This is a genomic window from Nonomuraea sp. NPDC001699 (genome assembly GCF_053596455.1).
Map to the genome: position 1 here is coordinate 18,071 of NZ_JBSFGF010000002.1, position 26,140 is coordinate 44,210.

At 71.7% G+C, this 26,140-nt stretch carries 28 protein-coding genes and 1 tRNA gene; 19 read left to right on the top strand and 10 right to left on the bottom strand.

The window, feature by feature from the left end; genetic code table 11:
* The first annotated feature begins 47 nt into the window (after positions 1–47).
* The 5 genes from obgE (at position 48) to ACWCSU_RS05530 (ending at position 6,466) form a co-directional block, all read left to right on the top strand.
* A complete protein-coding gene (gene obgE, locus ACWCSU_RS05510; RefSeq protein WP_364091017.1) occupies positions 48–1,400 on the top strand; it encodes a GTPase ObgE in 1,353 nt (450 codons plus the stop codon).
* Positions 1,401–1,725: 325 nt separating this feature from the next.
* Positions 1,726–2,847, top strand: coding sequence for a glutamate 5-kinase (gene proB / locus ACWCSU_RS05515; RefSeq protein ID WP_357698909.1), 1,122 nt, complete (start codon positions 1,726–1,728; stop codon positions 2,845–2,847).
* Positions 2,848–2,857: 10 nt separating this feature from the next.
* On the top strand, positions 2,858–4,141 hold the full coding sequence (locus ACWCSU_RS05520; protein ID WP_449933763.1) for a glutamate-5-semialdehyde dehydrogenase: 1,284 nt from the start codon (positions 2,858–2,860) through the stop codon (positions 4,139–4,141).
* A gap of 50 nt (positions 4,142–4,191) precedes the next feature.
* Entirely contained in the window at positions 4,192–4,368 is a 177-nt protein-coding gene (locus ACWCSU_RS05525) for a hypothetical protein (protein WP_357698905.1), read from the top strand.
* 91 nt (positions 4,369–4,459) lie between these two features.
* Entirely contained in the window at positions 4,460–6,466 is a 2,007-nt protein-coding gene (locus ACWCSU_RS05530; protein ID WP_449933765.1) for a protein kinase domain-containing protein, read from the top strand.
* A gap of 21 nt (positions 6,467–6,487) precedes the next feature.
* Here ACWCSU_RS05530 and ACWCSU_RS05535 read toward each other — a convergent pair whose 3' ends face one another.
* Positions 6,488–7,519, bottom strand: coding sequence for a M48 family metallopeptidase (locus ACWCSU_RS05535; RefSeq protein ID WP_357698901.1), 1,032 nt, complete (start codon positions 7,517–7,519; stop codon positions 6,488–6,490).
* 87 nt (positions 7,520–7,606) lie between these two features.
* Between ACWCSU_RS05535 and nadD the strand changes: the two genes are divergently transcribed.
* From nadD to ACWCSU_RS05550, 3 genes are all read left to right on the top strand, one after another.
* Positions 7,607–8,224 carry a nicotinate-nucleotide adenylyltransferase gene (nadD, locus tag ACWCSU_RS05540; protein WP_357698899.1) on the top strand — a complete coding sequence of 206 codons (618 nt, stop codon included), beginning with the start codon at positions 7,607–7,609 and terminating at the stop codon, positions 8,222–8,224.
* 91 nt (positions 8,225–8,315) lie between these two features.
* Positions 8,316–8,711 carry a ribosome silencing factor gene (gene rsfS, locus ACWCSU_RS05545; protein WP_357698897.1) on the top strand — a complete coding sequence of 132 codons (396 nt, stop codon included), beginning with the start codon at positions 8,316–8,318 and terminating at the stop codon, positions 8,709–8,711.
* Positions 8,708–9,337 carry a histidine phosphatase family protein gene (locus ACWCSU_RS05550; protein ID WP_357698895.1) on the top strand — a complete coding sequence of 210 codons (630 nt, stop codon included), beginning with the start codon at positions 8,708–8,710 and terminating at the stop codon, positions 9,335–9,337. The genes rsfS and ACWCSU_RS05550 overlap by 4 nt, the downstream gene beginning before the upstream one ends.
* A gap of 9 nt (positions 9,338–9,346) precedes the next feature.
* Here ACWCSU_RS05550 and ACWCSU_RS05555 read toward each other — a convergent pair whose 3' ends face one another.
* Positions 9,347–10,534 (bottom strand): FAD-dependent monooxygenase, encoded by a 1,188-nt coding sequence (locus tag ACWCSU_RS05555; RefSeq protein ID WP_449933769.1) that lies wholly within the window; start codon positions 10,532–10,534, stop codon positions 9,347–9,349.
* A 154-nt stretch (positions 10,535–10,688) separates the two neighbouring features.
* Here ACWCSU_RS05555 and ACWCSU_RS05560 point away from each other — a divergent pair, with 154 nt between their 5' ends.
* Both ACWCSU_RS05560 and ACWCSU_RS05565 read left to right on the top strand, forming a co-directional pair.
* Entirely contained in the window at positions 10,689–11,600 is a 912-nt protein-coding gene (locus ACWCSU_RS05560; protein WP_449933771.1) for a TetR/AcrR family transcriptional regulator C-terminal domain-containing protein, read from the top strand.
* Positions 11,601–11,666: 66 nt separating this feature from the next.
* Positions 11,667–11,739, top strand: a tRNA-Ala gene (locus ACWCSU_RS05565).
* Positions 11,740–11,823: 84 nt separating this feature from the next.
* Here ACWCSU_RS05565 and ACWCSU_RS05570 read toward each other — a convergent pair.
* Together ACWCSU_RS05570 and ACWCSU_RS05575 are read right to left on the bottom strand one after the other, a co-directional pair.
* Entirely contained in the window at positions 11,824–13,140 is a 1,317-nt protein-coding gene (locus ACWCSU_RS05570; RefSeq protein ID WP_449933772.1) for an extracellular catalytic domain type 1 short-chain-length polyhydroxyalkanoate depolymerase, read from the bottom strand.
* A gap of 122 nt (positions 13,141–13,262) precedes the next feature.
* Positions 13,263–14,234, bottom strand: a complete 972-nt coding sequence (locus ACWCSU_RS05575) for a helix-turn-helix transcriptional regulator (RefSeq protein ID WP_449933774.1) — start codon at positions 14,232–14,234, stop codon at positions 13,263–13,265.
* A gap of 46 nt (positions 14,235–14,280) precedes the next feature.
* On the opposite strand from ACWCSU_RS05575, the gene ACWCSU_RS05580 reads away from it, so the two are divergent.
* Entirely contained in the window at positions 14,281–14,736 is a 456-nt protein-coding gene (locus tag ACWCSU_RS05580; protein WP_357698885.1) for a hypothetical protein, read from the top strand.
* A gap of 20 nt (positions 14,737–14,756) precedes the next feature.
* Here ACWCSU_RS05580 and ACWCSU_RS05585 read toward each other — a convergent pair whose 3' ends face one another.
* The 4 genes from ACWCSU_RS05585 to ACWCSU_RS05600 all read right to left on the bottom strand — a co-directional run bounded on the left by ACWCSU_RS05585 (position 14,757) and on the right by ACWCSU_RS05600 (position 18,867).
* Positions 14,757–15,035: a hypothetical protein gene (locus ACWCSU_RS05585; RefSeq protein WP_357698882.1), complete on the bottom strand. Its 279-nt coding sequence runs from the start codon at positions 15,033–15,035 to the stop codon at positions 14,757–14,759.
* A 7-nt stretch (positions 15,036–15,042) separates the two neighbouring features.
* Positions 15,043–15,549, bottom strand: coding sequence for a hypothetical protein (locus ACWCSU_RS05590; protein ID WP_449933777.1), 507 nt, complete (start codon positions 15,547–15,549; stop codon positions 15,043–15,045).
* 50 nt (positions 15,550–15,599) lie between these two features.
* Positions 15,600–17,396 (bottom strand): Na+/H+ antiporter NhaA, encoded by a 1,797-nt coding sequence (nhaA, locus tag ACWCSU_RS05595; RefSeq protein WP_449933779.1) that lies wholly within the window; start codon positions 17,394–17,396, stop codon positions 15,600–15,602.
* A 100-nt stretch (positions 17,397–17,496) separates the two neighbouring features.
* Positions 17,497–18,867, bottom strand: coding sequence for a Dyp-type peroxidase (locus ACWCSU_RS05600; protein WP_364090984.1), 1,371 nt, complete (start codon positions 18,865–18,867; stop codon positions 17,497–17,499).
* 141 nt (positions 18,868–19,008) lie between these two features.
* Between ACWCSU_RS05600 and ACWCSU_RS05605 the strand changes: the two genes are divergently transcribed.
* Positions 19,009–19,608: a TetR/AcrR family transcriptional regulator gene (locus ACWCSU_RS05605; RefSeq protein ID WP_357698872.1), complete on the top strand. Its 600-nt coding sequence runs from the start codon at positions 19,009–19,011 to the stop codon at positions 19,606–19,608.
* A 41-nt stretch (positions 19,609–19,649) separates the two neighbouring features.
* Entirely contained in the window at positions 19,650–20,030 is a 381-nt protein-coding gene (locus ACWCSU_RS05610; RefSeq protein ID WP_357698870.1) for a hypothetical protein, read from the top strand.
* On the opposite strand, the gene ACWCSU_RS05615 is transcribed toward ACWCSU_RS05610, so the two are convergent.
* Together ACWCSU_RS05615 and ACWCSU_RS05620 are read right to left on the bottom strand one after the other, a co-directional pair.
* Positions 20,006–20,500: a DUF523 domain-containing protein gene (locus tag ACWCSU_RS05615; protein WP_449933782.1), complete on the bottom strand. Its 495-nt coding sequence runs from the start codon at positions 20,498–20,500 to the stop codon at positions 20,006–20,008. The two genes, ACWCSU_RS05610 and ACWCSU_RS05615, sit on opposite strands and share 25 nt — an antisense overlap.
* Positions 20,470–21,825, bottom strand: a complete 1,356-nt coding sequence (locus ACWCSU_RS05620; protein ID WP_449933784.1) for a DHA2 family efflux MFS transporter permease subunit — start codon at positions 21,823–21,825, stop codon at positions 20,470–20,472. The genes ACWCSU_RS05615 and ACWCSU_RS05620 overlap by 31 nt, the downstream gene beginning before the upstream one ends.
* Positions 21,826–21,867: 42 nt before the next feature.
* Here ACWCSU_RS05620 and ACWCSU_RS05625 point away from each other — a divergent pair, with 42 nt between their 5' ends.
* The 6 genes from ACWCSU_RS05625 (at position 21,868) to ACWCSU_RS05650 (ending at position 26,134) form a co-directional block, all read left to right on the top strand.
* A complete protein-coding gene (locus ACWCSU_RS05625) occupies positions 21,868–22,557 on the top strand; it encodes a TetR/AcrR family transcriptional regulator (protein ID WP_357698863.1) in 690 nt (229 codons plus the stop codon).
* An 11-nt stretch (positions 22,558–22,568) separates the two neighbouring features.
* Positions 22,569–22,931, top strand: a complete 363-nt coding sequence (locus ACWCSU_RS05630; protein ID WP_364090968.1) for a hypothetical protein — start codon at positions 22,569–22,571, stop codon at positions 22,929–22,931.
* Positions 22,928–23,305, top strand: coding sequence for a hypothetical protein (locus ACWCSU_RS05635; RefSeq protein WP_449933787.1), 378 nt, complete (start codon positions 22,928–22,930; stop codon positions 23,303–23,305). Before ACWCSU_RS05630 ends, ACWCSU_RS05635 begins: the two co-directional genes overlap by 4 nt.
* Positions 23,306–23,336: 31 nt before the next feature.
* The gene (locus ACWCSU_RS05640) at positions 23,337–23,954 is read left to right on the top strand and encodes an SRPBCC family protein (RefSeq protein WP_364090962.1); all 618 of its coding nucleotides are present in this window, start codon (positions 23,337–23,339) and stop codon (positions 23,952–23,954) included.
* 111 nt (positions 23,955–24,065) lie between these two features.
* Positions 24,066–25,316 carry a CynX/NimT family MFS transporter gene (locus tag ACWCSU_RS05645; RefSeq protein WP_449933790.1) on the top strand — a complete coding sequence of 417 codons (1,251 nt, stop codon included), beginning with the start codon at positions 24,066–24,068 and terminating at the stop codon, positions 25,314–25,316.
* Positions 25,313–26,134, top strand: coding sequence for a metal-dependent hydrolase (locus tag ACWCSU_RS05650; protein ID WP_449933792.1), 822 nt, complete (start codon positions 25,313–25,315; stop codon positions 26,132–26,134). Before ACWCSU_RS05645 ends, ACWCSU_RS05650 begins: the two co-directional genes overlap by 4 nt.
* Positions 26,135–26,140 lie beyond the last annotated feature (6 nt).

The following is a 26,140-nucleotide window of genomic DNA, read 5'->3' on the forward strand; positions in this document are numbered from 1 at the left end:
TTGTAGTTGATCTTGTATGCCCTGGTGGGCTGATGGAGGAGAGCTGGATGCCGGACTTCGTGGACCAGGTGGTCCTGCACGTCAAGGCCGGTGACGGGGGGAACGGGTGTGCCTCCATCCACCGGGAGAAGTTCAAGCCGCTCGGCGGTCCCGACGGAGGGAACGGCGGCCGCGGTGGCGACGTGATCCTTGAGGTCGATCCCAACACCGCGACGCTGCTGGACTACCACCGCCGTCCCCACCGCAGCGCCGACAACGGCAAGCAGGGGCAGGGCTCCAACCGCGACGGCGCCAACGGCGACGACGTGATCCTCGTCGTCCCGAACGGGACCGTGGTGAAGGACGCCGGCACGGGTGAGGTGCTGGTGGACCTCGTGGGAGCCGGCACGCGGTACGTCATCGCCCAGGGCGGCCACGGCGGGCTCGGCAACGCCGCGCTGGCCACATCCAGGCGCAAGGCGCCCGGGTTCGCGCTGCTCGGGGAGCCCGGTGACGGGCTCGACGTCATGCTGGAGCTCAAGAGCGTCGCCGACGTGGCGCTGGTCGGGTTCCCCAGCGCGGGCAAGTCGTCGCTGATCGCGGCGCTGAGCGCGGCCAAGCCGAAGATCGCGGACTACCCGTTCACCACGCTCATCCCCAACCTGGGGGTCGTGACGGCCGGCGAGAACGTGTTCACCGTCGCCGACGTGCCCGGTCTGATCCCGGGGGCCTCGCAGGGCAAGGGGCTCGGGCACGAGTTCCTCCGCCACGTCGAGCGTTGCGACATGCTCGTGCACGTCATCGACTGCGCGACCATGGAGCCGGGACGCGACCCGATCAGCGACTACGAGGTGATCGAGGCCGAGCTGCGGGCGTACGGGAAGCTTGAGGACCGGCCGCGGATGATCGTGCTGAACAAGGCCGACGTGCCCGACGCGCGGGAGCTGGCCGACATGGTCAGGGCCGAGTTCGAGGAGCGGGGGCTGCAGGTCTTCGTCATCTCGGCGGCCACGCACGACGGGCTGCGGGAGCTCACGTACGCGATGGGCGAGTGGGTGGCGGCGGCCAGGGCCAACAAGCCGGTCGAGGAGCCCACCCGACTGGTGATCAGGCCCAAGCAGCTCGGTGAGGCCGGGTTCAAGGTGCGGCGGGTCAACGAGAACATGTTCCAGGTCACCGGTGAGAAGCCGGAGCGGTGGATCCGGCAGACCGACTTCAGCAACGACGAGGCCGTCGGTTACCTGGCCGATCGGCTCGAACGGCTGGGTGTGGAAGAAGAACTGGTCAAGGCGGGCGCCAAGGCCGGGGCCGAGGTGGTCATCGGGCCGATGGAGGGCGGGTACGTCTTCGACTGGCAGCCGACGCTCAGCGCGGAGTCGGTGCGGCAGGGGCCGCGTGGCTCGGACAACCGTCTGAGGTAGACAGCGGCGGCCTGGGACGACCGTCTGAGGTAGACAGCGGCGCGGCTTGGACGCCCGTCTGGGGTAGACAGCGGCGTGGCTCGGACGGCCGTCTGAGGTTGACAGCCGCCTGGTGGTCGCGCCGCCGTCCGGTGACGGTCCCGCTGCGGTGCGGTGGTGACAGGGGTGGCGGTCCCGCTGCGGGGCGGCGGTGGCGGGACGGCGGTGCAGTGGCGGTCGGACCCTGGTGGTGCGGGCGGTCGGTCGTGGGGGCGGTCGGTCGTGGGGTTCTGCCTGGGGTGAAGGGGGCCTGGGGTGGGGGGCGGGCTCGGATAGGCTGCCAGGCGTGCGGGAACAGATCAGCTCAGCGTCGAGGGTCGTCGTCAAGGTCGGCTCCTCCTCGCTCACCACCCCCCAGGGCATGATCGACGTCGACCGGGTTGACGCCCTCGTCGACGTCCTGGCGGCGCGGCGGCGTGCCGGGACGCAGATCGTGCTGGTCTCGTCGGGAGCGATCGCGGCGGGCCTCGGCCCGCTGGGGTTGTCGGCGCGACCACGCGACCTGGCCACCCAGCAGGCGGCCGCCTCCGTCGGCCAGGGGGTGCTGGTCGCGCGCTACACCTCCTCCTTCGCCCGCTACGGCCTGCGCGTCGGCCAGGTGCTGCTGACCGCCGACGACATGATGCGCCGCGCCCACCACGCCAACGCCCAGCGCACCCTGGCCCGGCTGCTGGAGCTGGGCATCGTGCCGATCGTCAACGAGAACGACACGGTCGCGACCGACGAGATCAGGTTCGGCGACAACGACCGGCTCGCGGCGCTGGTCTCCCATCTGACCCACGCCGACGCGCTGGTGCTGCTGTCCGACGTCGACGCCCTCTACGACGGCCCGCCGAGCCGGGCGGGCTCGCGCCGGCTGGCCGAGGTCCGCGGCCCCGAGGACCTGGTCGGCGTCGAGCTGGGCAGGAACGGCGCGGCGGTCGGCACCGGCGGCATGGTGACCAAGGTCCAGGCGGCCAGGATCGCCACGGGCGCGGGCGTGCCGGTCGTGCTCACCGCCGCCGCCCACGCAGCCCAGGCGCTCGCCGGGGCCGACATCGGCACCTACTTCCACCCCGGCGGCCGGCACCCCGGCACGCGGCTGCTGTGGCTCGCCCACGCCACCACCGGGCGCGGCCGGCTGCACCTCGACCAGGGGGCGGTCGAGGCGATCGTGGGCCGCCGCAAGTCGCTGCTGCCCGCCGGCGTGACGTCCGTGGAGGGCGAGTTCGCCGCGGGCGACCCCGTCGACCTGTGTGCTCCGCAGGGCGGGGTGGTGGCGCGCGGCCTGGTCAACTTCGACGCCGCCGAGATCCCCGGGCTGCTCGGACGCTCAACGAGAGAGCTGGCCAGCACGCTCGGTCCGGAATATGAACGCGAGCTGATTCACCGGGACGACATCGTCATACTGGAAGGCCATCACCAGTGAGGAGCACGCGATGTCCGAGGAGTTCCTGAAGGTCGCCCGCGCGGCACGAGAGGCCGCCGCCGAGCTGGCCCCGCTGCCGCGGGCGCCGAAGGACCGGGCGTTGCGGGTGATCGCCGACGCCCTGGTCGCGCACGCGGCGGAGATCGTCGAGGCCAACGCCGATGACGTCGAGCGGGCGCGGGCCCAGGGCACGTCCGAGGCGATGGTCGACCGGCTGCGGCTCGACGAGGCCAGGATCGGGGCCATCGCCGAGGCCGTGCGGGAGGTGGCCGACCTGCCCGACCCGGTCGGCGAGGTCATCCGGGGGAGCACGCTGCCCAACGGGCTGGAGCTGCGGCAGGTCAGGGTGCCGCTGGGCGTGATCGGGATCATCTACGAGGGGCGTCCCAACGTCACGGTCGACGCCGCCGCGCTCTGCCTCAAGAGCGGCAACGCGGTGCTGCTGAGGGGCTCGTCGAGCGCCTACTCCTCCAACACGGCGCTGGTGCGGATCATGCAGGACGCGCTCGCCGGCACGCAGGTGCCCGCCGGCGCGGTGCAGCTCGTGCCGGGCCGGACGCGCGACTCGGTCAAGGAGCTGATGCGCGCCCGCGGGCTGGTCGACGTGCTGATCCCGCGCGGCGGCGCGGCGCTGATCAACTCGGTGGTCGAGGAGTCCACGGTGCCGGTGATCGAGACCGGCGTGGGCAACTGCCACGTCTACGTCGACGCGGAGGCCGATCTCGACCTGGCCGTGCAGATCCTGGTCAACTCCAAGGCGCAGCGGCCGTCGGTGTGCAACGCGGCCGAGACGTTCCTCGTGCACGAGGGGGTCGCCGACGCGTTCGTGCCCAGGGCGCTGCGGGCGCTGGCCGAGGCGGGGGTGACCGTCCACGGTGACGAGCGGATCGCCGGTTACGGGGAGGTCGTGCCGGTCACCGAGGACGACTTCTTCACCGAATACCTGTCACTCGACATCGCCGCCGCCGTCGTCGGCTCGCTGGAGGACGCCGTCGCCCACATCCGGCGCTACGGCTCCGGGCACACCGACGCGATCGTCACCCGGTCGCAGCGGGCCGCCCGCCGCTTCGTCGCGCTCGTCGACTCGGCGGCCGTGGCGGTGAACGCCTCGACCAGGTTCACCGACGGGGGCGAGTTCGGGTTCGGCGCGGAGATCGGCATCTCCACGCAGAAGCTGCACGCGCGCGGGCCGATGGGCCTGCCGGAGCTGACCTCCACCAAGTGGGTCTACACAGGAGAAGGGCATCTGCGCACGTCAGAAGGCACCGTGGTGCCCGGCCCGGCTTGCGGTTAGTCGGCGTGTCGGGCTGACCGGCGGCCCGCGGCCTGGGTTGACTGGGTGTCATGGAAATTGTCGTCGCCCTTGTCTTCTCCGCCGCGGTGCTGTTCGGCGCCGACCGCCTGCTGCTCTGGCTGGAGCGCCGCGGTCACGTCAACTGGCGCAGGAAGGGGCGCAAGGCCCTGTCCGAGGAACCCACGGCCGAGTTCGACAGCATGCTCTCCGACCGTTCACACCGATAAAGGTTCAACGGCTCCGGCGCGCCGCGGGCGTCAACTGTCGTCCCAGCGCTAGGGTTGTGTCCCTTATGGGCGCGCCGGGCGGGGAGGGACGGTGAGCAAGCTCGGCAAGGTCGGGCCGTACAGCCTGGTCGAGCGGCTCGGCCGAGGAGGGATGGGCGAGGTGTACCTCGCCACCACCCGCCGTGGCGAGCAGGTCGCACTCAAGGTCCTCCACGACCTGACCGAGGACGAGATGTCCCGGGTCAGGCTGGAACGTGAGGTGCGCGCGCTGCGCAGGGTCGAGAGCCCCTACGTGGCCAAGGTGCTCGACGCCGATCTGAGCTGTGCCCGGCCGTACCTGGTCATGGAGCACATCGAGGGCGTCACGCTGCTGGAGCGCGTACGCCAGAGCGGGCCGCTCGACCTGGGGCAGCTCGTGCACATGGCGCAGGGCATCGCGGCGGCGCTGGCCATCATCCACGCGGCCGGGGTCGTGCACCGTGACCTGAAGCCGGGCAACATCATCATGGGCACCGAGGGGCCGGTCCTCATCGACTTCGGCATCGCGCAGGTGCTCGATGCGACCAGGCTCACCATGACCGGCACGTTCCTCGGCACGCCCGGCTACACCGCGCCGGAGATCTTCGCCGACGAGCAGGTCGACTCGCCCGCCGACGTGCACGCCTGGGCGGCCACCGTGGCGTTCTCGGCGACCGGGCGGCCCACGTTCGGGCGCGGCACGGCCGAGGCGCAGATGTACGCGGTGCTGAACGGGCAGGCCGACCTCAAGGGCGTGCCGGTGGCGCTGCTGCCGCTGGTGCGGGCCGCGCTCAACCGGGAGCCCGGCAAGCGGCCCACCGCCGCGCTGCTGGCCGACCGGCTCTCCCGGCTGGCCAAGGCCACCAGCGGCCCCGACGGCGACGCGCCCGCGGCCGCCGAGGAGGCGTCCAGGGGCGAGAGGGAGCGGAGCCGGGCGAACGGCGCGGCGGCCGAGATCCCCGCGCCACGCGGCCGGACCGGCACGGAGGGCAAGACGCCCGTGCCGCGCGGCCGTACGGGCACGGAGGGCAAGACGCCCGTGCCGCGCACGCGTACCGGCGTGGACGGGAAGCCGCCCGTACCCAGGAACCGGACCGAGCCGCCGGCGGCGAGGAGCCGGGCCGAAGGCGCCGCCTCGGGCACGCGCCCCAGGCCGGGCATGGACGGCGCGGCCCCCGGCCCCCGCGCCAGAACCGCAGCGGACGGGACGCGCGCCAGGACCGGCGCCGACGGCCCGGCCACCCCCGGCCCCCGCGCCAGGACGGGAACGGAAGGCACCCGCGCCAGGACGGGCACCGACGGCTCGACCCCCGGCCCCCGCGCCAGAACCGCAGCGGACGGAACGCGCGCCAGGACCGGCGCCGACGGGACGCGGGTCAGGGCCGACGGCGCGGTTCCGCCGCCGAGGGGCAGGACTGGCACCGACGGCAAGGCCGCCGCGTCCCGGTCCAGGACCGGCGCGGAGCCCAAGACGGGCCCGCGCGCGCGGGCGACGGCGGCCGTGCGGAGCAGGTCACAGGACGGCGGCCGGCGGGGCAGGCTCAGGGCCGAGTCGCCGACCACGCTGCCCGCGGGCAACACCGCTCTGCTGCTGCTCGCGGTGCTGGCGGTGCCGTGCGTGGTGACGTCGGTGATCTGGCCGATCGCCTCCATCGCCATCACCACGGCGTTCGTGGTGCTGACCAGGACGCTCTGGATGAGTCATTGGCTGGTCAGGAAGCGCAGCGCGCGTCGCATGCGGATCGCGCTGCGCGTGTTGCTGTTCCCGTTCGCGCTGACCGGGGCGGCGGCGACCGCCGTGGTGTGGCCGGGGGTGCCCGTCGCGGTGGCGTCGGGCGGCGCGCTCTGGGTGACCGGGGGCGGTCAGATCGACTCCGACTGGTGGCAGCAGCCGGCGCCCGTGACGGTCGCGGCGGTGGTGTTCGGCATGTTGTGCGGCGGTATCACCGGGCGCGAGATCGAACGGATCGGCGGCAAGCTGCCGGAGTTGCGCAGGGAAGGGCTGCGCGCACTGGCCGTGCTGGGCGGGTTCGTCGCCCTGTGCGCGGCCGCCGTGCGCGCGATCGCCCTTCTGCTGTAGACGGCGAGGACGGCCGGCCGGTCAGCCCTGACCGCCGTCGCGGCGCGAGAAGCGGTTGAAGATGCGCTCGCCCGCGTTCACCGCCCCTTCGGCCACGTCGCGCAGCACGCCGATGAACGGGTCCTGCGACTGCGACCAGGAGGCGCGGTAGGACTCGGCCGCCGCCTTGATCTCGTCGGTCACCCGTGCGTTGGCGTCGTCCTCGCGGCGCGGGTAGTCGCCGCCGATGATGCGGTCGTACTCGCCGCTGCGCTGCCACTTGTCGAGCTCGGCCACGCGCACCACGGCGAAGGGGTGGGTGGTGCCGAGTAGGTTGAGCACCTTGAGGAAGCCGTCGCGCAGGTCGCCCGCGGTGTCGTACTCCTGGTACTGCGCCAGGAACGCCTCGATGTTCATCTCGTGGGTGTAGGCGCCGCCGGCGAGCTTCATCAGCGCGCGCTTGGCCGAGTCGGGGTTCTGGGCGGTCAGCAGGCCGCCGCGGTCGGAGGAGAGCTCCGACTTGCGATACCACTCCTCCAGGCCCGCGACGATCGCGCGCAACCCGATGTAGCCGAGCGGGATCCAGGCGACGCGCGTGGCGAGGCGGGTGAGGATGTCGAGCATCGTCCGGTAGACCGCGTGACCCGACAGGATGTGGGAGGTCTCGTGGCCGATGACGAAGCGCTGCTCCTCTTCGTCCATGAGGTTGAGCAGGCCGGTGGTGACGACGATGAACGGGTCGTCGAAGCCGATGGCCTTGGCCTGGACCTGCGGGTCCTGCTGGACGTAGATCTCCGGGATGCGGTGCAGGTCGAGGGTGTAGGCGGCGTCGCGGCCCATGTCGTACAGCGCACGGAACTGGGTCTCGCTGACGCGCACGGACGACGCCAGATACATCAGGCGAAGTCGGCGCTCACTTACAAGGCCGGACATCTGCTTGAGAACCGTGTCGAACCCACTCAACTTACGCAGAGCGACCAGGGCGGACCGGTCTGCGGGGTGTTCGTAGGCACGGGACGAGATGCCGGGCAGTTGGACGCGGTTGCGGTCCGGGGTGGTCGTCATGCCCGGCATGCTACGTCCGCAACGGAGGGGATGCGCGGACATCACCAAGGGGGGTGCCATCATGTTCGGGTACCACGTCCACGTAAGGTCCGATTCATGATGAACGCGCCTGGTATCCAGGGGAAGCGGCGGGTAGGTGTGATGGGTGGGACGTTCGATCCCATCCACCACGGCCACCTGGTCGCAGCAAGCGAGGTCGCCCATCACTTCGACCTCGACGAGGTCGTGTTCGTGCCGACCGGGCGGCCGTACCAGAAGTCCGGACGCGAGGTGTCGGCCCCCGAGGACCGCTATCTGATGACGGTCATCGCGACGGCCTCCAACCCCCGCTTCTCCGTGAGCCGGGTCGACGTGGACCGCCCCGGCCCCACCTTCACCATTGACACATTGCGCGACATCTCCACCGTTTACGGCCCGCAGGTGGACCTGTACTTCATCACCGGCGCCGACGCGCTCGGCGCGATCCTCGGCTGGCAGGACGCCGACGAGCTGTTCGAGCTGGCGCACTTCGTGGGCTGCACGCGTCCGGGGCACACGTTGCACGATCCGGGGCTGCCCGAGGGCAGGGTGACACTCCTGGAGATTCCCGCGCTGGCCATCTCCTCGTCGGAGTGCCGTCAGCGGGTGTCCAAGGGGGAGCCGATCTGGTATCTGGTACCCGACGGAATCGTGCAGTACATCAACAAACGAGGGTTGTATCACGGGGAAGGCTGAAGCTCTCCGTGCCATGGGTGAGGGGTTTCGGCCTGGAAGGGTACCCTCGGTATATGGGCATGCTGCCGACACAGGAGGACAGACCCGCATCGTGACCGCATCCGACAGATCCGTTCAGCTCGTCCAGATCGCCGCCGAGGCCGCGGCCGACAAGCTGGCCGATGACATCCTCGCCTATGACGTGAGCGAGCAGCTCGTCATCACCGACGCCTTCCTGCTCTGCTCAGCCACGAACGACCGCCAGGTCCGCGCCATCGTCGACGAGATCGAAGACCGGCTGCGCACCGAGGCCGACGCCAAGCCCGTGCGCCGCGAGGGCGAGCGCGAGGGCCGCTGGGTGCTGCTCGACTTCATCGACATCGTCGTGCACGTCCAGCATGAGGAAGACCGCACGTTCTACGCGCTCGAGCGCCTGTGGAAGGACTGCCCGGCCATCAGCCTGCCGGAGAGCGTCATGCTCGCCAACATGCAGCGGGCCCGCAGTTGAGCAGGCGGATCGTCTGCCTCCGCCACGGACAGACCCTGTGGAACGTGGAGCACCGCTTCCAGGGGCATTCCGACATCCCGCTCGACGAGACCGGCGTCGCGCAGGCGGCCAGGGCGGCCTCGCTGCTGGCCTCGCTGCGGCCCACCCTCATCGTCTCCTCCGACCTCCAGCGCGCCCATGACACGGCCCTGGCGCTCGGGCGGCTCGTCGGGCTCGACGTGAGCGTCGACAAGGACTTCCGCGAACGCGGCGGCGGTCAGTGGGAGGGGCTGACGCGCGACGAGATCGCCGCGCGCTGGCCCGAGGAGTACGTCGCCTGGGAGGCCCCCGACGGCGAACCCGTCTCCGAGGTCGCGGTCCGGGTGGCGACCTCCATGCGCAAGTGGGCGTCCCGGCTCGACGACGACGGGCTCCTGGTCGTCGCCTCGCACGGCGCCGCGCTGCGCCTCGGCATCTGCGAGCTGCTCGGCCTGCCCGAGGAGCTGTGGCCGACGCTGGGCGGGCTGGGCAACTGCTCCTGGTCGGTCCTGCAGGAGGGCCGTCAGGGCTGGCGGCTGCTCGAACACAACGCGGGCACCCTTCCCGAGCCCATCAGCAGCGACGACCGCCCCGAAGCGGTCGTGTAGCCGACCGGCTCAGGCCGGCCACGCGGGGCGGCGGGCGCCCTGCCGGGTGTGCTCCGGCAGCGTGATGGCGCTCGCGGCCTTCTCCGTCATCCGCTTCACCATGCCCTTGCCCGGCAGGTACGGCAGCATGCGCATCAACTGGTTCCGCCGCCAGATCCGCGACCGCGTGCCCGGCACAAGGTATTTGTCGGCCCCCTCGGCCTGCTTCTGGCACACCTGGACGTACGGCCTCATCCGCCGTTCGTAGGCGTCGAACGCGGCCGCATGGTCGTCGGGGGCGGCGGCCAGCTCGGCGGCCAGCACGTACGCCCCGACCACCCCGAGCCCGGTGCCCATGCCGCCGGGGCCGGGGGCGTACCCGGCGTCGCCGACCAGCGCCACCCGGCCGGACGACAGGCGGGGCAGGACGACCTGGGCGGCCTGCCAGAAGAAGAAGTCCTCGGCTGTCTCCATGGCCGCCAGCAGCGACGGCACCTGCCAGCCCACTCCCCGGAACGCCCGCGCGATCAGGGCCCGCTGCGCCGCCTGGTCGCGGTGGTCGAGGTCGAGCGGGGGTGTGGCGAAGTCGAGCGCCGCCCTGGTGCGTCCGTTCGTCCTGACGATGGTGGCGCAGCGGCCCGGCACGTTGTGCATCAGGCCGTCATGGTCCAGGCCGTACGTGCCGGGGACGGAGAAGATCGCGCCGTAGAAGCCGAGATGGCGCAGGGGAGTGGCGGGGAAGGCCAGCTCGCGTACCTTGCTGCGGATGCCGTCCGCGCCCACGACCAGGTCGAACGTGCGGGGCGCGGCCTTTTCGAAGGTGACGTGCACGCCGTCGGGGCGTTCGGTCATGGAGGTGATCGAGTCGTCGAAGAGGCGTTCGGCGGGGGCGGCCTCGTTCAGGATGCGGGTCAGGTCGCCGCGCAGGATCTCCACCTCGCCGCTGAACACCTCGGACGGCAGCCCGGCCAGCCGTCTGCCGTCGCCGTCGACGATGGCGATGTCGCCCATTCCGGTCTGGGCGGCCCTGATCGTGTCCAGCACGCCCATGCGCCTGAGGACCTCCAGTTGCGGGACGCCGCGGAAGTCGACGGCCTGGCCGCCGGTGCGCAGGGCGGGGGCGCGCTCGACGACGGTCGGCCGGAACCCGTGACGGGCCAGCCAGTGGGCGAGCGTGGGCCCGGCGACGCCTCCGCCGGAGATGAGTACGGCCTTCACGGTGGCCTCCCTTGATAGTGCGCTCTGTACGTTGTACGCGTACCGTAGGTTCGGGTTTCGGAGCAGGCAAGAGGGGCGCCCGGCGCACTAGTGCGGCGGTGAGGTGCCGTCAGGGGTGCCGCGCCTGGTGCACTAGTGCGGGAAAGGGGTGGCCGTGGACCGGCCCGTCCATCTGCGGATCGCGGACGAACTGCGCGATCGCATCACCGGCGGCGACCTGGCCCCGGGGGACCGGGTGCCGTCGACCCGGGAGATCATCCGGGAGTGGGGGGTGGCGATGGCCACCGCGACCAAGGCCCTGGGCAGGTTGCGCGAGGACGGGCTCACCCGGGCCGTGCCGGGCGTCGGGACCGTCGTCGCCGGGCCCGTACGGCGGGCCGCGCAGGACCTCACCCGGCAGCGCATCGTGCGCCAGGCGGTCGCGGTCGCCGACCGGGAGGGGCTGGCCGCCGTGTCGATGCGCCGGCTGGCCGCCGACCTCGACGTCTCGGCCATGTCCCTGTACCGGCACGTGGCGGGCAAAGACGAGCTCGTCCTGCTCATGACGGACGCCGTCCATGGCGAGGAGCCGCCCGCGGGGCAGGTGCCGCGTGGCTGGCGTCCGCAGCTGGAGCTGGAGGTCAGGCAGTTGTGGCGGGTGCATCTGCGGCATCCGTGGCTGGCTCAGGCGGTCTCGCTGACCCGGCCGCAGTTCGTACCGCATGGCATGGCGCACACCGAGCGGCTGCTGCGCGCCCTGGACGGGCTCGGCCTCGACGCCGGCACCATGCTGCACGCCGTCGTGGCGCTGGTGAACTTCATCCGGGGCAACGCCGTCAGCTTGGAGGCGGAGTTGCAGGCGCGTACCGAGACCGGGGTCACCGAGGACGAGTGGATGAGCGAGCACGAGGGAGAACTGGGGGAGCTGCTCAGCTCCGGGGCCTATCCCACGTTGGCCAAGGTCGTCACCGCGCCCGGCCTCGACCTGGACCTGGATTCCGTCTTCGAGTTCGGGCTGCGCAGGCAGCTCGACGGGCTCGCCGTGCTGGTGGCACGGGCGCAAGCGGGACGGCGGTCGGGCGATTAGGCGAAAGGGCGCGGATGGCTATATGCTCTCGGAGCGCCGCAACGGGTGGACCCGAAGCGGTGACCAGGGGCTATGGCGCAGTTGGTAGCGCGCCTCCATGGCATGGAGGAGGTCTGGGGTTCGAATCCCCATAGCTCCACACAGTTTCCTTCCCTGGTTCGAGTGGCCTCCAAGGGCCGAACCCGGTGGGGCTCGGCCCTTGAACGGCTCCCAGGACGAACGGTCAGTTACAGGGGCTGTTGTTCAGCGTGAAGGCGGCGGGCGCGGCCGTGTTGCCGGTGTGCGTCGCCTGGAATCCGAACGACGTCGACGCGCCGGGCGCGAGTGTCGCGTTGTAGGCGACGTTCCTGGCGGTGACCTGGCCGGCCGCGGGGGAGACCGTGGCGTTCCAGGCCGAGGTGACGGTCTGGCCCGGGGGCAGCGTGAAGCCCAGCGCCCATGACGACAGGGTCGAGGCGCCGGTGTTGGTGATCGTGACGGCCGCCGTCAGGCCCGTGTTCCAGGCGTTGGTGGTGTAGGAGACGCGGCAGGCGCCCGGCGGGTTCGTGGTCGGCGTGGGCGTGGGCGTGGGCGTGGGCGTCGGCGTCGGCGTCGGGGTCGGGGTCGGGGTCGGGCCGCCGGTGGTCAGGCCGAGGAAGGCGACGGCGGCCGCGGCCATCCCGCCTGTGGGCAGGCTGTGCCCGACGCCCTGGACGCTCACCGCCTCGACCTGGGCGGTCGTTCCCGTGCCGCCGTACCTGGTCCTGGTCCAGCCGGGCTGGGGCTGGTCGGTGAGGCTCGGGGTCTGGGGCAGGCCGTGGACGTTCGTCCACTGCTTGATCTCCTCCTGGAAGTTCGGGTAGCGCAGGGTGGAGTCCTCGGTGCCGTGCCACACCTGCATGCGCGGGCGAGCGCCGGTGTAGCCGGGGTAGGCGGCTCGTACCAGGTCACCCCATTGCTGCGGGGTCTTGGTGATCTGGCCGTTCGCGCACGCGCTGTTCCAGCTCGAACCGTCGGTGGTGGCGAAGCAGCCGAACGGCACGCCCATGAACGCCGCCCCTGCCTGGAACACGTCCGGATAGTCGCCCAGCAGCACGTTCGTCATCATGCCGCCGGAGGAGGCGCCGGTCACGTACGTGCGGGCGGGGTCGGTGGCGTACCGCTGCTGGACGTATCGGACCATGGACACGATGCCGACGGGGTCGCTGCCGCCGTCGTGCCGCAGCGCCTGCGGGGAGGAGACGTCGAAGCAGGAGCCGCTCCTGGTCGCCGACGGGTAGATCACGATGAACTTGTAGCGGTCGGCGAGCGAGGCGAACTCGGTGCCCGAGTAGAAGGCGGGGCCGGAGCCGGTGCAGTAGTGCACGGCGACCAGCACCGGCGGACGGGTTCCGACGCCGTCGGGGACGTACAGGTGCATGCGCAGGTTCGTCGGGTTGGTGCCGAAGCCGGTCACCTCGGTGAGCTGCGCCGAGGCGGCCGGAGGAGCGGTGATCAGGCCCGCGACGGCGAGCGCCGCGATGGCGATCACGGCGCCTGCCAGTCGAGCTCTCAGGTTCATCGGGTTCCTCTCGTTCGCCTGAAATATTGCGAGTATGAAGAGAAACTTTCGGCGTGACAACGGCCGGTCCCTCGGCGGGGCTCTGACCTGCGCCAGCCGAAAAGGGGGCGTGAAAGTTTCCGTCAGGCGTAGCGCCGGGCCAGCTCCGCCGCCGCCGCGCCCAGGGCCTCGCGCAGCGCGGCCGGGGACAGCACCTCGGCGTCGGTGCCCAGTCGCAGGAACTCACCGAGCGCGTGCTCCATCGACTCGATCGGCACGGTGACCCGCGTCCAGCCCTCGGCGTCCGGCGGCTCGGCGGTCTCCCGCGCCGCCGCGGCGACGCCGGGCGTCATGAGGTCGGGCAGGCGTTCCAGGCCGCGCGGCGACAGCCGGACCACCGCCTCGCCGCGCCTCAGCCTGGCCTCGAACTCGGCCAGGTAGCCCTGCCAGTAGTCCGCCAGGCGGAAGCCCTCGGGCCTGGCGAACGTGCCGGGGAGTGCGTGCAGGTCGAGGATCTGGGAGACGCGGTAGGTGCGTACGTGCTCGCCGCAGCGCGCCACCAGGTACCACCGGCCCGCCTTGACCACCAGCCCGTACGGCTCCAGCCGCCGCTCCATCTCCTGCGGCGCCTTCCACCTCCGGTAGGTGACCTGGACGGGCCGCTCGTTCCACACGGCGTCGGCCACGGCGGGCAGGTAGGTGACCGGTTCGGCGTCGCGGTACCAGGAGGGCGCGTCGAGGTGGAAGCGCTCCTGGATGCGGCCCGCGCGGTCGCGCAGCTCGACGGGGAGCGCGGCCATCAGCTTGAGCTGGGCCGCGGTCACCACCGCGCCGAGGCCCAGCTCGGCCGCCGGGCCCGGCAGCCCGGCCAGGAACAACGACTCGGCCTCGTCGGTGGTCAGCCCGGTGAGCCGGGTGCGGTAGCCGGCGAGGAGTTGGTAGCCGCCGTTGGGCCCGGCGTCGCCGTAGAGGGGGATGCCGGCGGCGTGCAGGGACTCCATGTCCCGGTAGATGGTGCGTACGGAGACCTCCAGGCGCTCGGCCAGGTCGTGGGCCGTCATGCGGCCGCGCGTCTGCAACAGCAGCAGGATCGAGACCAGGCGGGAGGCGCGCACGGTCACTGACACTACATGTCAGTGACCCGGCCGTACGTTCGCTCACATGAACGACTTCGATTTCCTGGCAGGCACCTGGGACGTCCTGAACCGCAGGCTCGTCAAGCCGCTGTCCGGCAGCGACGAATGGGACGAGTTCCCCGGCCGGTCGGTCGCGACCCGGCACTTCGACGGCGCGGCCAGCGTCGACGAGATCGCCTTCCCGACAAAGGGATGGCACGGGATGACCGTACGCGTCCACCACCCCCGGACGGGGCAGTGGTCGATCTACTGGGCCAGCAGCGCGAGCGGCACGCTGGACACCCGGCCCATGGTGGGCGCGTTCACCGGGAACCGGGGCGAGTTCCACGGCGAGGAGACCCACGAGGGCCGGCCGGTGCGCTGCCGGTTCCTCTGGACCGTCGTGGACGAGCACCGGGCCAGGTGGGAGCAGTCGTTCTCGGCGGACGAGGGCGAGACCTGGGAGACCAACTGGACGATGGACTTCACCCGCACGTCCTGACCCGGAGCTTCATGCGGGCCTCAGGGCGCCTGGCCGCGCACCCACAGGACCGTGCCCACGGCCAGCACCGCGACCAGCAGCAGGAGCCCGCCCACCAGGATCACCCACCGCCAGGCCGACTTCGGGGGCGGCGTGGGCTCGTACAGGGGGACGTCGGGGAGCATGTCCGGGGTGTAGGGCAGGCTCTGCGTGTACGGCGCGTCCGGCGGGCCCTGCGGGGGCAGGGACGTCTGCTCCGGATGGGGGACGCGGTGGATGACGGTCTGGTTCGGATCCGGCTCCTGCGGCTCTCGCTTCATGATCCCCTCAGACGCGGCGCTGGAGGTGGGTTACGCCGACATTGTCATACTTGCCGGTGAAATGCTGTCCAGACGTCGGAAGGCTCAGTAACCGCTCTGATCCCCCCCCGGGAGGCTGCGGCGGCTGCCAACCGGCCTGAGGACCGGGCTGGGGACCCGCCTGGGGGCCGGGCTGGGGGGCGGGCTGCTGGTACGGCTGGTGGTACTGCTGCGGCGCGTTCCGGCGCGCGACGACGGCCCAGATCAGCAGCCCGATGCCGACCAGGTGGAAGAGCGAGGAGATGAGGTACGCGAACGGCAGGACGGCCATCATGCTGCTGCCGTACGACTCGATCAGCATCTGCGTCAGCAGGCTCAGCACGAGGTTGATCAGCGTGCCGATCAGCAGCAGCCCGCATCCCGACATGCCGAGGACGGCCGCGCGGCCCACGTGCCGCCTGTTCATCCCGATCATGACGACGCCCACGACGAGCAGCAGGGCGGTCAGGAGGGTGGGGAGCAGATTCGTGAGCATGTTGAGGAAACTCATTGGGCGACTCCAGCCAGAAGGGGACTCGGGCGACGTTACGGGGATTCGCGCAGTTCTTCCACCGCGCGGCTGATCGACTGCAGGTCCAGGCCGCCCTTGTGACGGCGGCCGTTCAGGAACAGCGTGGGGGTGCCGCGTACGCCGCTCTCCTTGCCGGACGCCTCGTCGAGCGCGATGCGTGAGGTGTGCCCGGCCACGTCCCCCCAGGGGTCGGCGTCGAGTTCGGCGGCGTAGTGTTCGAGGTCGGCGTCGGTGAGGAAGCGCTGGTTGTCGTAGAGGATGTCGTGCATCTCCCAGAACCGCCCCTGGTCGGCGGCGGCCTCGGCGACGATCGCGGCGGATGCGGCCCGGGGATGCAACGACCGGATCGGGAAATGCCGGAAGACGAGCCGTACGTCGGGGTTCTTGCGCAGGATCTCGTCCAGGACCGGGTGGAGACGGCCGCAGTACGGGCACTCGAAGTCGCCGTACTCGACGATGGTCACCTTCGCGTTCGCCGGACCCCGCACGTGGTCCTCCGGGCCGACCGGGACGGACAGCACGTCGGGCAGCTCCTCGTCGGGCTCGGCCTCCGGAGGCGCGCAGACGCCACCACGGTCCCAGGCCATCCGGAAGATCACCCAGCCCATCGCGGCGGACAGCAGCGACCCGGCCAGGATGCCGATCTTGGCCTGGCTCTGGACGGCCGGGTCGTCGAAGGCCAGGTCGACGATGAACAGCGCCACCGTGAACCCGATCCCGGAGACCGCCGCGCCGCCCAGCAACTGCCCCCACACCAGGTTCCCGGACAGGATGCCCCAGCCGAGCCGCAGCGGCAGCCACGTGCCGAGCGAGATCCCGGCGAACTTGCCGAGCAGCAGCCCCAGCGCGATCCCGAGGGAGATGGGCGACGTCAGGGCCGCCCGCAGGGTCTCGCCGTCGAGCCGCACCCCGGCGTTGGCCAGCGCGAACACCGGCACGATCACGTAGCTGCTCCAGGGATGCAGGCGGAGCTGGAGCCGTTCGTTGACCGAGACGGCCCGCTGGACGCGCCGCGTGGCCTCCCTGGCCGCCCGCGCGCTCGGCTCGGTGGTGAACTCCTGGACGGCCTCGCCCGCGAGCAGCAACTTCTGGTCGCTGGGCGCGTAGACGAAGACGAGGACGCCGAGCGCGATGCCGACGAGCGTCGGGTGGATGCCGCTCTCCAGCGTCGCGACCCACAACCCGAACCCGAGCGCGATGTACGCCGGCGCCCGCCAGATCTTCAGCCGGCGCAGCAGCACGATCGCCGCCAGCAGCACGACGGCCACCACGAGCGCGGTGAGCTGCAGGCTCGTCGTGTAGAAGATGGCGATGATCATGATGGCCAGCACGTCGTCCACGATGGCCAGCGTCAGCAGGAACGCCCGCAGCGGGTCGGGACAACGCGCGCCGACGACGGCCAGCACGCCCAGCACGAACGCGGTGTCGGTGGCGATGGGCACGCCCCACCCGCCCGCGCCGGGGCCGCCGAGGTTGAGCGCGAGGTAGACGGCGGCGGGCACGAGCATGCCGCCGAGGGCGGCCACGGCCGGCACGGCGATCAGCCGCCGGTCCCGCAGCTGTCCGAGGCGCACCTCGTAGGAGACCTCCAGGCCGATCACGAAGAAGAACACGCTCATCAGGCCGTCGTTGACCCAGTGGCGCAGGTCGAGGGAGAACTCCGCGTCGCCGAACGAGATGCCCATGGGCAGGTGCCAGAACGCCTCGTAGGTGCCGGACCACGGTGAGTTGGCCCAGAGCATGGCCAGGGCGGTGGCCACGAGCAGCACGCTCGTGCTGCCCGCCTCTGTCTTGAAGAACGCCCGCAACATCGTCAGATCTCCCCCCGGAGATCCGATCTTAGAACCCCGCCCCGACAAGAGCCGGAGCGGTGGGTGGCCCGGCGGGGGGCGTCCCCGCCGGGCCCGGGTGTCACAGGTTGCGGAGGTAGGCCAGGGACGGCGCGAAGAAGTACTCGCCGCCCTTCATCGTGATCGTCTGGGTGACCTGGGCCTGCAGGGACGACGGCTCGGCCCGGCCCCACACCTTCGGCCAGCTCACCTTGACGTCACGGGCTCCCTGCCCGATGACCGGGTCGTGGCCGGTCGCCGGGTTCTGGAAGTCCTCGTTGTTCGCCCAGCTCTGCTGCGTGAACTCGAACTGGGCGAGCAGGCTGCTGTTGAAGGCCATGAACAGCAGACCGACCTCACCGCTCGGGCGGGTGCGGGGCGGGGAGTCGTCCCAGGGGTCGTCGGTGCGGTCGCCGTACGTCTGGCCCCGGCGGGCCATGAGGACCTCGCGGCCGAACGATCGCGGGTTCGTCTTCCTGATGTGCCCGCTGAAGGGGCACTTCGAGCCCGGGTCGTCGTCGAAGGTGAAGTCGTTGGCCACCGGGCCGCCGCCCGGCTTGGCCTTGAGCGTGACGGGGGTGCCGTCCTTGAAGCGGCCGACGAGCATGGCGCCCGCCCGGTCGCGGTCGGCGCCGAGCAGGCCGAGGGCGTCGGCCAGGTCCTGCTCGATCTCCTTGAACGCCCGTACGTTCTGCTCCAGCTTCCTGAAGACCAGGTAGCTGCCGAAGTGCCGCTGCGGGTGCGGCGCGAAGGGGTCGGCGACCAGGATGTTGGAGAGCGGGAAGGCGGGGTCCCAGTGCTCCTTCGGCTCCTTGTCCACCTCGTCCTTCACGAACAGCGGCTGGCTGCGGCCGTCCACGTACCCGAAGTGCTCGATGCCGTCGCCGGCCGGGTTGCGCATGCCGTGGCCGGTCTCCTCGCCGAGCAGCCGCGCGCTGGCGGGCAACTCGCCCAGGATCTCCTCGCGCAGCTCCTCGACCCGGTCCTGGCGGGCGTCGCCGATGAGGATGACGGCGTGGATCTCCCGCTGGTAGGCGGGCTCCCACTCGGTCACCGGCGGGTCGTCCACCTCGGCGACGCGCCGCTTCATGCCGTCGCGGAACACCTTGTCGCCGAACTTGCGCACGTCCTCGACGGAGTGGCCGAGGTCGCGGTACCCGGCCTTGCTGATGCCGATGCCGACGTACGGAGTGCCGCGCCGGCCGTTCGCGCCGAACTCGCGCACCTCCTCAAGGTGGCGGCGCGCGGACTTCATCTTCGTGACGGCGATGTGCCGCAGGAACGCCTTTCCCGCGGCGACGTCGTTGAACCTGACGAACAGCACGGACAGATGCTCGCGCACGTGCGCGCGGAGAATGTTGGGCTGGAGATTGTCCAGCATCTCCTTGGTGTCCGCGTCGAGCGTGGCCGAATCCCAGGCCAGGGGTTGTGCGTTGTTCAGGTCGACAGTCATTGTCGCCGAATCCTTTCCCCGTTTCGAAATGATCCGGGCCCCCTTGCACCTGTACGACTCCTGGGAAAGCGAGAAAGTTTCCGTTTGATCGGGTCGGTTCGATTTCCCGTTCAAACCTGGCGGACCGTACATAATGACCGAATGAAGAACCGGGGCTGGGGACGTTCCAGTGGCACCCGCGACACCCTGCTGCGCGCCGCCCGCGAGGTCTTCCTGGCCAAGGGGTACGCCGAGGCCACGGTCGCCGACATCGTCGAGACGTCGGGCATCAGCGTCGGCAGCCTGTACCACCACTTCGGCGGCAAGCCGGGCCTGTTCCTCGCCCTGTGGGAGCAGTTCATGCGCGACCAGGAGGAACGCACCTCCCGCGCGGCCAAGGCCACCGGGGGCGCCGGCGAGGAACGGTTCCTGGCCGGCGCCCGCGCCTACCTGGAAGGCTCGTGGGAGCAGCGCGACGTGGCCCGGTTGTTCCTGGAGAACGACGGCCCGGCCGAGTTCACCACGTTGCGCAGGCAGCGCGGCTGGGAGTGGATCGGCGGCAACAAACGGCTGCTCGGCCTGGCGGACACGCCGGAGAGCAACGTGCTGGTGGCCCTGCTGACCACCGTGATGGGCGAGGCCGGGCGCGGGGTGGCGGCCTGCGAGTCCGACGACGACGCCCAGGTGACGATCGGCGAGGTGATCCGGATCGTCCGGCGCATGCTGGCTACCACGGGCGGCGTACCGCGGCCTTCTCCCTGAGGACGATTCCGCCCGGCCCCGGCGGTGCGAGCGTGGAGCCCATGGACGCACTGCGCAAAGCCCTCGGCGCGCTCTCGCTGGTCTACGCGCTGATCTTCTTCGGGGCCGCGCTGCTGCACGCGGGCATCCCGCTCGGCCCGATGTCCCAGCCGGTCGTGCCGCCCGCGGTGGTCGTGGAGACATTGTGCGCCCTGGGCCTGCTGGCCGGCGGCTCCGGCGCCCTGTCCCGCCGCCCGTGGGCCTGGGACGGCCTGGTCTACACCCACGCGGGGGCTCTGGGCGGCGTGCTGATCGGCATCCTGGCGCTGGCCCTGCGGCCGTCGGCGGCCACGACGCTGAGCACCTGGTTCCACGACACGATGGCGGTGCTGCTCGCCGCCGGCCTGGCGGGGGCCTTCTACGCCTCCAGGTCGCGCAGGTAGCCGGCCGCCTCGGGAAGCTGCTCCTCGGTGAACACGCGGACGCCGTGCGCTTCGAGCAGGGCGGTGGTCACCCCCTGGCCGGGCACCCGGCGTCCGCCGAAGGTGCCGTCGTAGACGGCCAGCGCGCCGCACGAGGGGCTGCCCTCCTTGAGCACGGCGAGCCGGACCCCGGCACAGCGGGCGGCCTCCAACGCGGCCCGCGCCCCCGCCACGAACTCGGCCGTCACGTCGGAGCCGTCGCTCGCCAGCACGCGCGCCGCGCCGGACAGCACGGCCGCGCCGCCCGCGCCGCCCTCGATCTCGGCCGCCGGGCGCGGAACGGGCAGCCCGCCCGTCACCTCGGGGCAGACCACCACCAGCCGCCCTTCCTCCCGCCAGCGCGCGAGCAGGGCGTCGGCGCTGGTCTTCGCGCCGCCGTCGTAGCGGACGCGGCGGCCCATCAGGCAGGCGCTGACGAGGATTCTCTGCACGTCCCCGATCCTATGAGCGCGATCGGCACCAGCGAGACGGCGGCCAGGACGACCGCGCAGCCGAACGCGTACGCGAACGGCCGCTCCACCCCCGCCCTGGTGAACGCCTGCGTCAGCACGGTCAGCAGGGCGACGCCGAACGGCGCGGCCAGGCGTACGGCGATCGTGCTCAGCGTGGTCGCGGCGGGGAGGGCGGCGCGGTCCAGCGTGGTGAACGCCGCCGCCATCACCGACGTGGACACCAGCCCGTGCCCCAGCCCGAGCACGAACACCGGCACGAACCCGCCGAAGAGCGCGAACGCCGCGATGCCCAGCACGGCGACCACCACCCCCGCCGCGCCGACGCCGCGCGGCCCCCTGCTGTCGGTGAGCCGGCCCGCCAGCGGCATGGTGATCGCCGCCCCGACGCCCATCGGCGCCAGCAGCAGCCCGGCGTCCAGCGCGCCGCCGCCCTCGGCGAACTGGCTGTAGAGCGGCACGAGCACGGTGACGCCGAACGCGGCCGCCGAGTAGCACGCCATCGCGAGCACCGCCGAGGCGAACCTGCGGTCGCCGAACAGCCGCAGGTCCACCAGGGCGTCCGGCCGCCGCAGCGCCCGCACCGCGAACGCGGCCACCAGTGCGAGGCCGCCCCACAACGTCGGATACGGCGGAGCGGCGCCGTCGCCCACCTCGGCCAGGCCGTGGACGAGCGCGGCCAGGCCGGGGGAGAGCAGCGCGAGCCCGGTGACGTCGAGCCGCCGCCGGTCCGCGCCCGGCTCGCGTGGCACCAGGGCCAGCGCCGCCACCAGCGCCGCGGCTCCCACCGGCAGGTTCACCAGGAACATCCAGCGCCAGCCGAGCCCTTCCACGATCACCCCGCCGAGCACGGGCCCGAGGACGGGCGCCAGCATCGCCGGCACCGAGATCATCGCCATCGCGCGGCCCATGCGCTCCCGGCCGGCGGCCTGGGCCAGCATCGTCTGCCCGACCGGCAGCAGCAGGCCCCCGCCCAGCCCCTGGAGCGCGCGGAAGGCGATGAGGCTGCCGATCGACCAGGCCGCGGCGCTGAGCGCGGACCCGGCGGCGAACAGCACGAGCGAGACCAGCCACACCCGGCGCGCGCCGAAGCGGCCGACCGCCCAGCCGGTGACCGGCACGGTCATCGCCAGGGCCAGCAGGTAGCCGGTGACCACCCACTGCATGGTGGCGGGGGTCGCGCCGAAGTCGCGCGACAGGGTGCCGAGGGCGACGTTGACGATCGTCGTGTCGAGCATCGTCATGATCACGCCGAGCAGTACGACCAGGGCGGTCGCCCGGAAGGAGCTTCGTACGCTGTATCGCATGTCGTACACCGTATCAGTTTCGTACGGTGTAGCATCAAGGGCATGAGTTCCGTGTGGTCGCGTCCGGGGCCGCCCCGGCGTCCGGCGCTGACCAGGGAGGCGGTCGTGGCCGCGGCCGTGGGGGTCGCCGACGCCGAGGGGCTGGGCGCGGTCTCGATCCGCCGGGTGGCCGCCGAGCTGGGCGCGCGCACGATGACGCTGTACTCCTACATCGAGCGCAAGGAGGACCTGCTCGCCCTGATGGCCGACGAGATCGCGGCCGAGGTGCTGGTCGAGGAGCCGCTGCCGGCCGACTGGCGGGCGGCGCTGCTGCTGCTGGCCGGGCGGGAACGCGAGGTCGTGCGCCGCCACCCGTGGCGGGTCGAGCTGATCTCCCAGCGCGTCGCCGTCGGGCCCAACGGGCTGCGGCACGTCGAGCAGAAGTTGTCGGCCTTCGACGGGCTCGGGGTCGACCGGCTGCGGGCCTGGCGCTATCTCGCGGCGTTCAACGACTACATGACGGGGTTCGTGGTCAGGGAGGCGCTGGAGCGGGGGCAGCCCCGGCAGGGCGGCGTCAACGAGGCCGAGCGGGCGGCCGTGGCCGAGCCGTACATCAGGGAGCTGATCGAGAACGGCGAGTTCCCCAGGCTGGCGCCGGTGATCGAGCAGGGTGTGGCCGGGGCCGACGACAACTTCGAGCGCGGCCTGTCGTGGGTGCTGGACGGAATCGAGGGCGACCTGCACGGGCGCTAACCTGTGTCCCGATGAACACCACCGTCGCCACGATCGTCATCGTCGGCTCACTGCTGCTCATGCTGGCCAGCCTGGTCGTCGCCGTCCGCAACCGTCCCATGGGCATGGTCCTGCTGGTCGGCTTCGCCGTGCTGGAGGTGGCGATCCTGGTGCAGGCCGGGTTCGTGATCGCGGCGGTGTCCGGCGGCGAGGGGCCGCCGGAGAAGGCCACGCTGTTCGGGTACATCGGCGGCCAGGTGCTGATCCCGCCCGCCGGGGTGTTCCTCGCGCTGGCCGAGCGCAGCCGGTGGGGCACGGCGATCCTGGTCGTGGCCGGGTTCGCGATCGCGGTGATGAACGCGCGGCTGCTGCAGATCTGGCAGGGCGTGGCGTGACCGCCCCGATCGGCACCGGCCCGGGGCGCGCGCTGGTCGCCGTCTACGGGCTGTTCTCGCTGGCGGCGGGCGCGCGGGCGGCCGTGCAGATCGCCACCAGGTTCGGCGAGGCGCCGCTGGCCTACTCGCTGTCGGCCTTCGCCGCGCTGGTCTACGTCGTGCTCACCGTGGCCCTCGTACGCGGCGCCCGCCGGCTCGCGCTGGGCGCGCTCGTCATCGAGCTGGCCGGCGTGCTGGTGATCGGCACCGCGAGCCTGGTCGACCCGGCGGCCTTCCCCGACGCCACAGTGTGGTCGTCGTACGGCAAGGGCTACCTGTTCATCCCGCTCGTGCTGCCCTTCGTGGGCCTCTACTGGCTGCTGCGCAGGCGTTAACGCCCGCCGTGCGCGGGCAGTGACAGACCCCATGAGCACGATCGAGCACTCAGTAGACGTCAACGTCCCGATCCGCGTGGCCTACAACCAGTGGACCCAGTTCGAGAGCTTCCCCGAGTTCATGGAGGGCGTGGAGTCCGTCAAGCAGATCTCCGACACGCTCACCGAGTGGGTGGTCGAGATCGCCGGGGTCCGCCGCGAGTTCCAGGCCGAGATCACCGAGCAGCACCCCGACGAGCGCGTGGCCTGGCGCGGCACGGACTCGCCGCACCACGCGGGCGTCGTCACCTTCCACCGCATCGACGCCGACACCACCAAGGTCACCCTCCAGATGGAGTACGACCCCGAGGGCGTCGTCGAGACCGTCGGCGACGCGCTGCAGATCGTCCGGCTGCGCATCAGGAACGACATGGAACGGTTCAAGTCGTTCATCGAGTCGCGCGGCGGCGAGACGGGCGGCTGGCGCGGCGACGTCCCCGGCGCCCACCAGCACCAGCACGAGCACGGCTCCACGTACGGCGACAGCGGCGCGCCGGTCCCGCCCGGCACGGTCGGCGGCGGCGACTACCCGCCCGGCGGCACCCTGCCGCCTCCGGGGCCGGTCCCCCCGCGCAACCAGCCCCCGGAGGGCCCGAGCCCGGTCCTGTAGGGCCGTCTCCCCTTGAGATCATCAGCCCCCGCCCCGGGGGCTTTCTCATGTCCAGGAATAAAGGGACATTTCGGTCCTGTTAAGGTGGGGATTCGTCCCATGATTTGATGAGTGGAGGACCTTCCCAGCATGAGCGTGCTCGCCCAAGAGGCCCGTGGCAGAACAGGCAGAACCGCCCCCCTGGCCTGGCTTCTCGTGCTGGGGATCGTTCTCGCCGCGCTCAACCTGCGCACGGCCGTCACCAGCGTAGGACCGCTGCTCGACCAGCTCGCCGGGGCCCTCGGCATGAGCAGCGTCGGCACCGGCCTGCTCACCACGCTGCCCGTGCTGGCCTTCGCCGGCGTCGGCGCGATCACTCCCACGCTGGCCCGGCGGATCGGCGAGCACCGGCTGCTGCTGCTCGCGCTGGTCACGCTCGGCACCGGCATCCTGGTCAGGTCGCTGGTGGGGTCGGCCCCGGTGTTCCTGCTGAGCAGCGCGGTGGCGCTGTCCGGCGGCGCCGTGGGCAACGTGCTCATCCCGACGCTGATCAAGCGTCACTTCCCCGGACGTACCGGGATCATGACCACCGTCTACACCACGGCCCTGGCGGCGGGCACCATGCTGGCCGCCGCCGCGACCGTGCCGATCGAGCGTGCGTCGGGGGACTGGCACATCGCGCTCGGCGTGTGGGCGGCCCTGGCCGCCGTGGCCGCCATTCCGTGGCTTGCGCTGCTGCGCAGTGAGCCGGAGCGGGACACGGGCAGGCAGGACGCGGGCATCTCGACCCTGCTCAGGAGCAAGCTCGCCTGGATGGTGGCGGTCTACTTCGGCACCCAGTCGATGATCGCCTACATCATGTTCGGCTGGCTTGCCACAATCCTCACCGACGGGGGATACACCTCCTCGCAGGCCGGGCTCATCCTCGGCGTGTTCACCGCCCTGAACATCCCGGTCTCGATCCTGGTGCCCACGATCGCCGCGCGCTTCCGCGACCAGCGGCCGGTCGTCGTGGGGCTGGTCGTGTTCTACGCGATCGGCTTCCTCGGGCTGTGGTTCGCGCCCGCCTCGACCGCCATGGTGTGGGTGGTGTTCGTGGCGGTCGGCATGGGGTCGTTCCCGCTGGCGCTGATGATGCTGGGGCTGCGCACCCGTACGGCGGAGTCCACGGCCGCGCTGTCGGCCTTCGGGCAGAGCGCCGGATATCTCATCGCCGGCGCCGGTCCGCTGCTGGTCGGCGTGATCTACCAGATGACCGGCGGCTGGGAGCTGACGTACGCCCTGCTCTTCGGCGTGATCGTCGTCCAGCTCTTCACCGGCCTGTACGCCGGCCGTGACCGCTACCTGGAGGACGAGCGCGCCCCTGCCACAATGACCAGGTGAGATCCACTGTCGTCACCTTCCCCAACGGCCACGTCAGCGGCCGTTCCCCGATTGTCGGGGCCGTGCCGGTGGGGGACCGGCACGGCCTCGTCACTGCCGAGACGCCGTTCCATCCCCTTGACCACACCTGGCCCGACCAGCCCGCCGATCGGGGGACGCTCGGCGAGCTGCCGGTCGTCGACTGCGTGACAGGGGCCCAGTCGAACGACGGTGAGATCTTCGTCGGCGAGTCCATCCCCGTCCGGCGGGGCACCGAGGGCTGGGAGTGGCTGGTCGTCCACGTCACGGAGACCCCGTTGCCCGTCGGCACGGAGGTGGCTCTGGAGGTGGACGCGGGATACCGGGCGGCGCTCTCGGCCGGCCACACCGCCTGCCACCTGGCCGCGCTGGCGCTCAACGCGGCGCTCGCGGACAGGTGGCGCAAGGAGGTGCGGCTGGACCGGCTCGGCAATCCCGACTTCGACCAGACGGCGATCACCTCCTCGCGCATCCTGCCGCACGGCAGCGTGGACGAGTACCGCCTCGGAAAGTCGCTGCGCAAGAAGGGCTTCTCCGCCGACGACCTGGACCTGACCGAGCTGGCCCGGCGGGTGAACGAGCGCCTCCGGACGTGGGTGGCGGCCCGTGCGCCGGTCCGGCTGGACGTGCCGGGGCCCGGTCTGACCGCGTTGCGCACCTGGCACTGCTCGCTGCCCGAGGGCGAGGTGTCGATCCCGTGCGGCGGCACGCACGTGCGCGACACGGGGGAGCTGGGCGCGGTCGAGGTCGCGTTCTCGCTCGGAGAAGCCGCCCTGACCATGCGCACCACCTGCGGGTGACCTCGC

What these genes read in the sequence shown, in the direction of transcription:
- obgE (WP_364091017.1), top strand. Translation starts at nt 48, where the DNA reads ATGCCGGACTTCGTGGACCAGGTGGTCCTGCACGTCAAGGCCGGTGAC.
- ACWCSU_RS05520 (WP_449933763.1), top strand. Translation starts at nt 2,858, where the DNA reads ATGTCCGAGGAGTTCCTGAAGGTCGCCCGCGCGGCACGAGAGGCCGCC.
- ACWCSU_RS05525 (WP_357698905.1), top strand. Translation starts at nt 4,192, where the DNA reads ATGGAAATTGTCGTCGCCCTTGTCTTCTCCGCCGCGGTGCTGTTCGGC.
- ACWCSU_RS05535 (WP_357698901.1), bottom strand. Translation starts at nt 7,519, where the DNA reads ATGCCGGGCATGACGACCACCCCGGACCGCAACCGCGTCCAACTGCCC.
- nadD (WP_357698899.1), top strand. Translation starts at nt 7,607, where the DNA reads ATGATGAACGCGCCTGGTATCCAGGGGAAGCGGCGGGTAGGTGTGATG.
- ACWCSU_RS05570 (WP_449933772.1), bottom strand. Translation starts at nt 13,140, where the DNA reads ATGAACCTGAGAGCTCGACTGGCAGGCGCCGTGATCGCCATCGCGGCG.
- ACWCSU_RS05580 (WP_357698885.1), top strand. Translation starts at nt 14,281, where the DNA reads ATGAACGACTTCGATTTCCTGGCAGGCACCTGGGACGTCCTGAACCGC.
- ACWCSU_RS05585 (WP_357698882.1), bottom strand. Translation starts at nt 15,035, where the DNA reads ATGAAGCGAGAGCCGCAGGAGCCGGATCCGAACCAGACCGTCATCCAC.
- ACWCSU_RS05590 (WP_449933777.1), bottom strand. Translation starts at nt 15,549, where the DNA reads ATGCTCACGAATCTGCTCCCCACCCTCCTGACCGCCCTGCTGCTCGTC.
- nhaA (WP_449933779.1), bottom strand. Translation starts at nt 17,396, where the DNA reads ATGTTGCGGGCGTTCTTCAAGACAGAGGCGGGCAGCACGAGCGTGCTG.
- ACWCSU_RS05600 (WP_364090984.1), bottom strand. Translation starts at nt 18,867, where the DNA reads ATGACTGTCGACCTGAACAACGCACAACCCCTGGCCTGGGATTCGGCC.
- ACWCSU_RS05605 (WP_357698872.1), top strand. Translation starts at nt 19,009, where the DNA reads ATGAAGAACCGGGGCTGGGGACGTTCCAGTGGCACCCGCGACACCCTG.
- ACWCSU_RS05610 (WP_357698870.1), top strand. Translation starts at nt 19,650, where the DNA reads ATGGACGCACTGCGCAAAGCCCTCGGCGCGCTCTCGCTGGTCTACGCG.
- ACWCSU_RS05620 (WP_449933784.1), bottom strand. Translation starts at nt 21,825, where the DNA reads ATGCGATACAGCGTACGAAGCTCCTTCCGGGCGACCGCCCTGGTCGTA.
- ACWCSU_RS05625 (WP_357698863.1), top strand. Translation starts at nt 21,868, where the DNA reads ATGAGTTCCGTGTGGTCGCGTCCGGGGCCGCCCCGGCGTCCGGCGCTG.
- ACWCSU_RS05630 (WP_364090968.1), top strand. Translation starts at nt 22,569, where the DNA reads ATGAACACCACCGTCGCCACGATCGTCATCGTCGGCTCACTGCTGCTC.
- ACWCSU_RS05640 (WP_364090962.1), top strand. Translation starts at nt 23,337, where the DNA reads ATGAGCACGATCGAGCACTCAGTAGACGTCAACGTCCCGATCCGCGTG.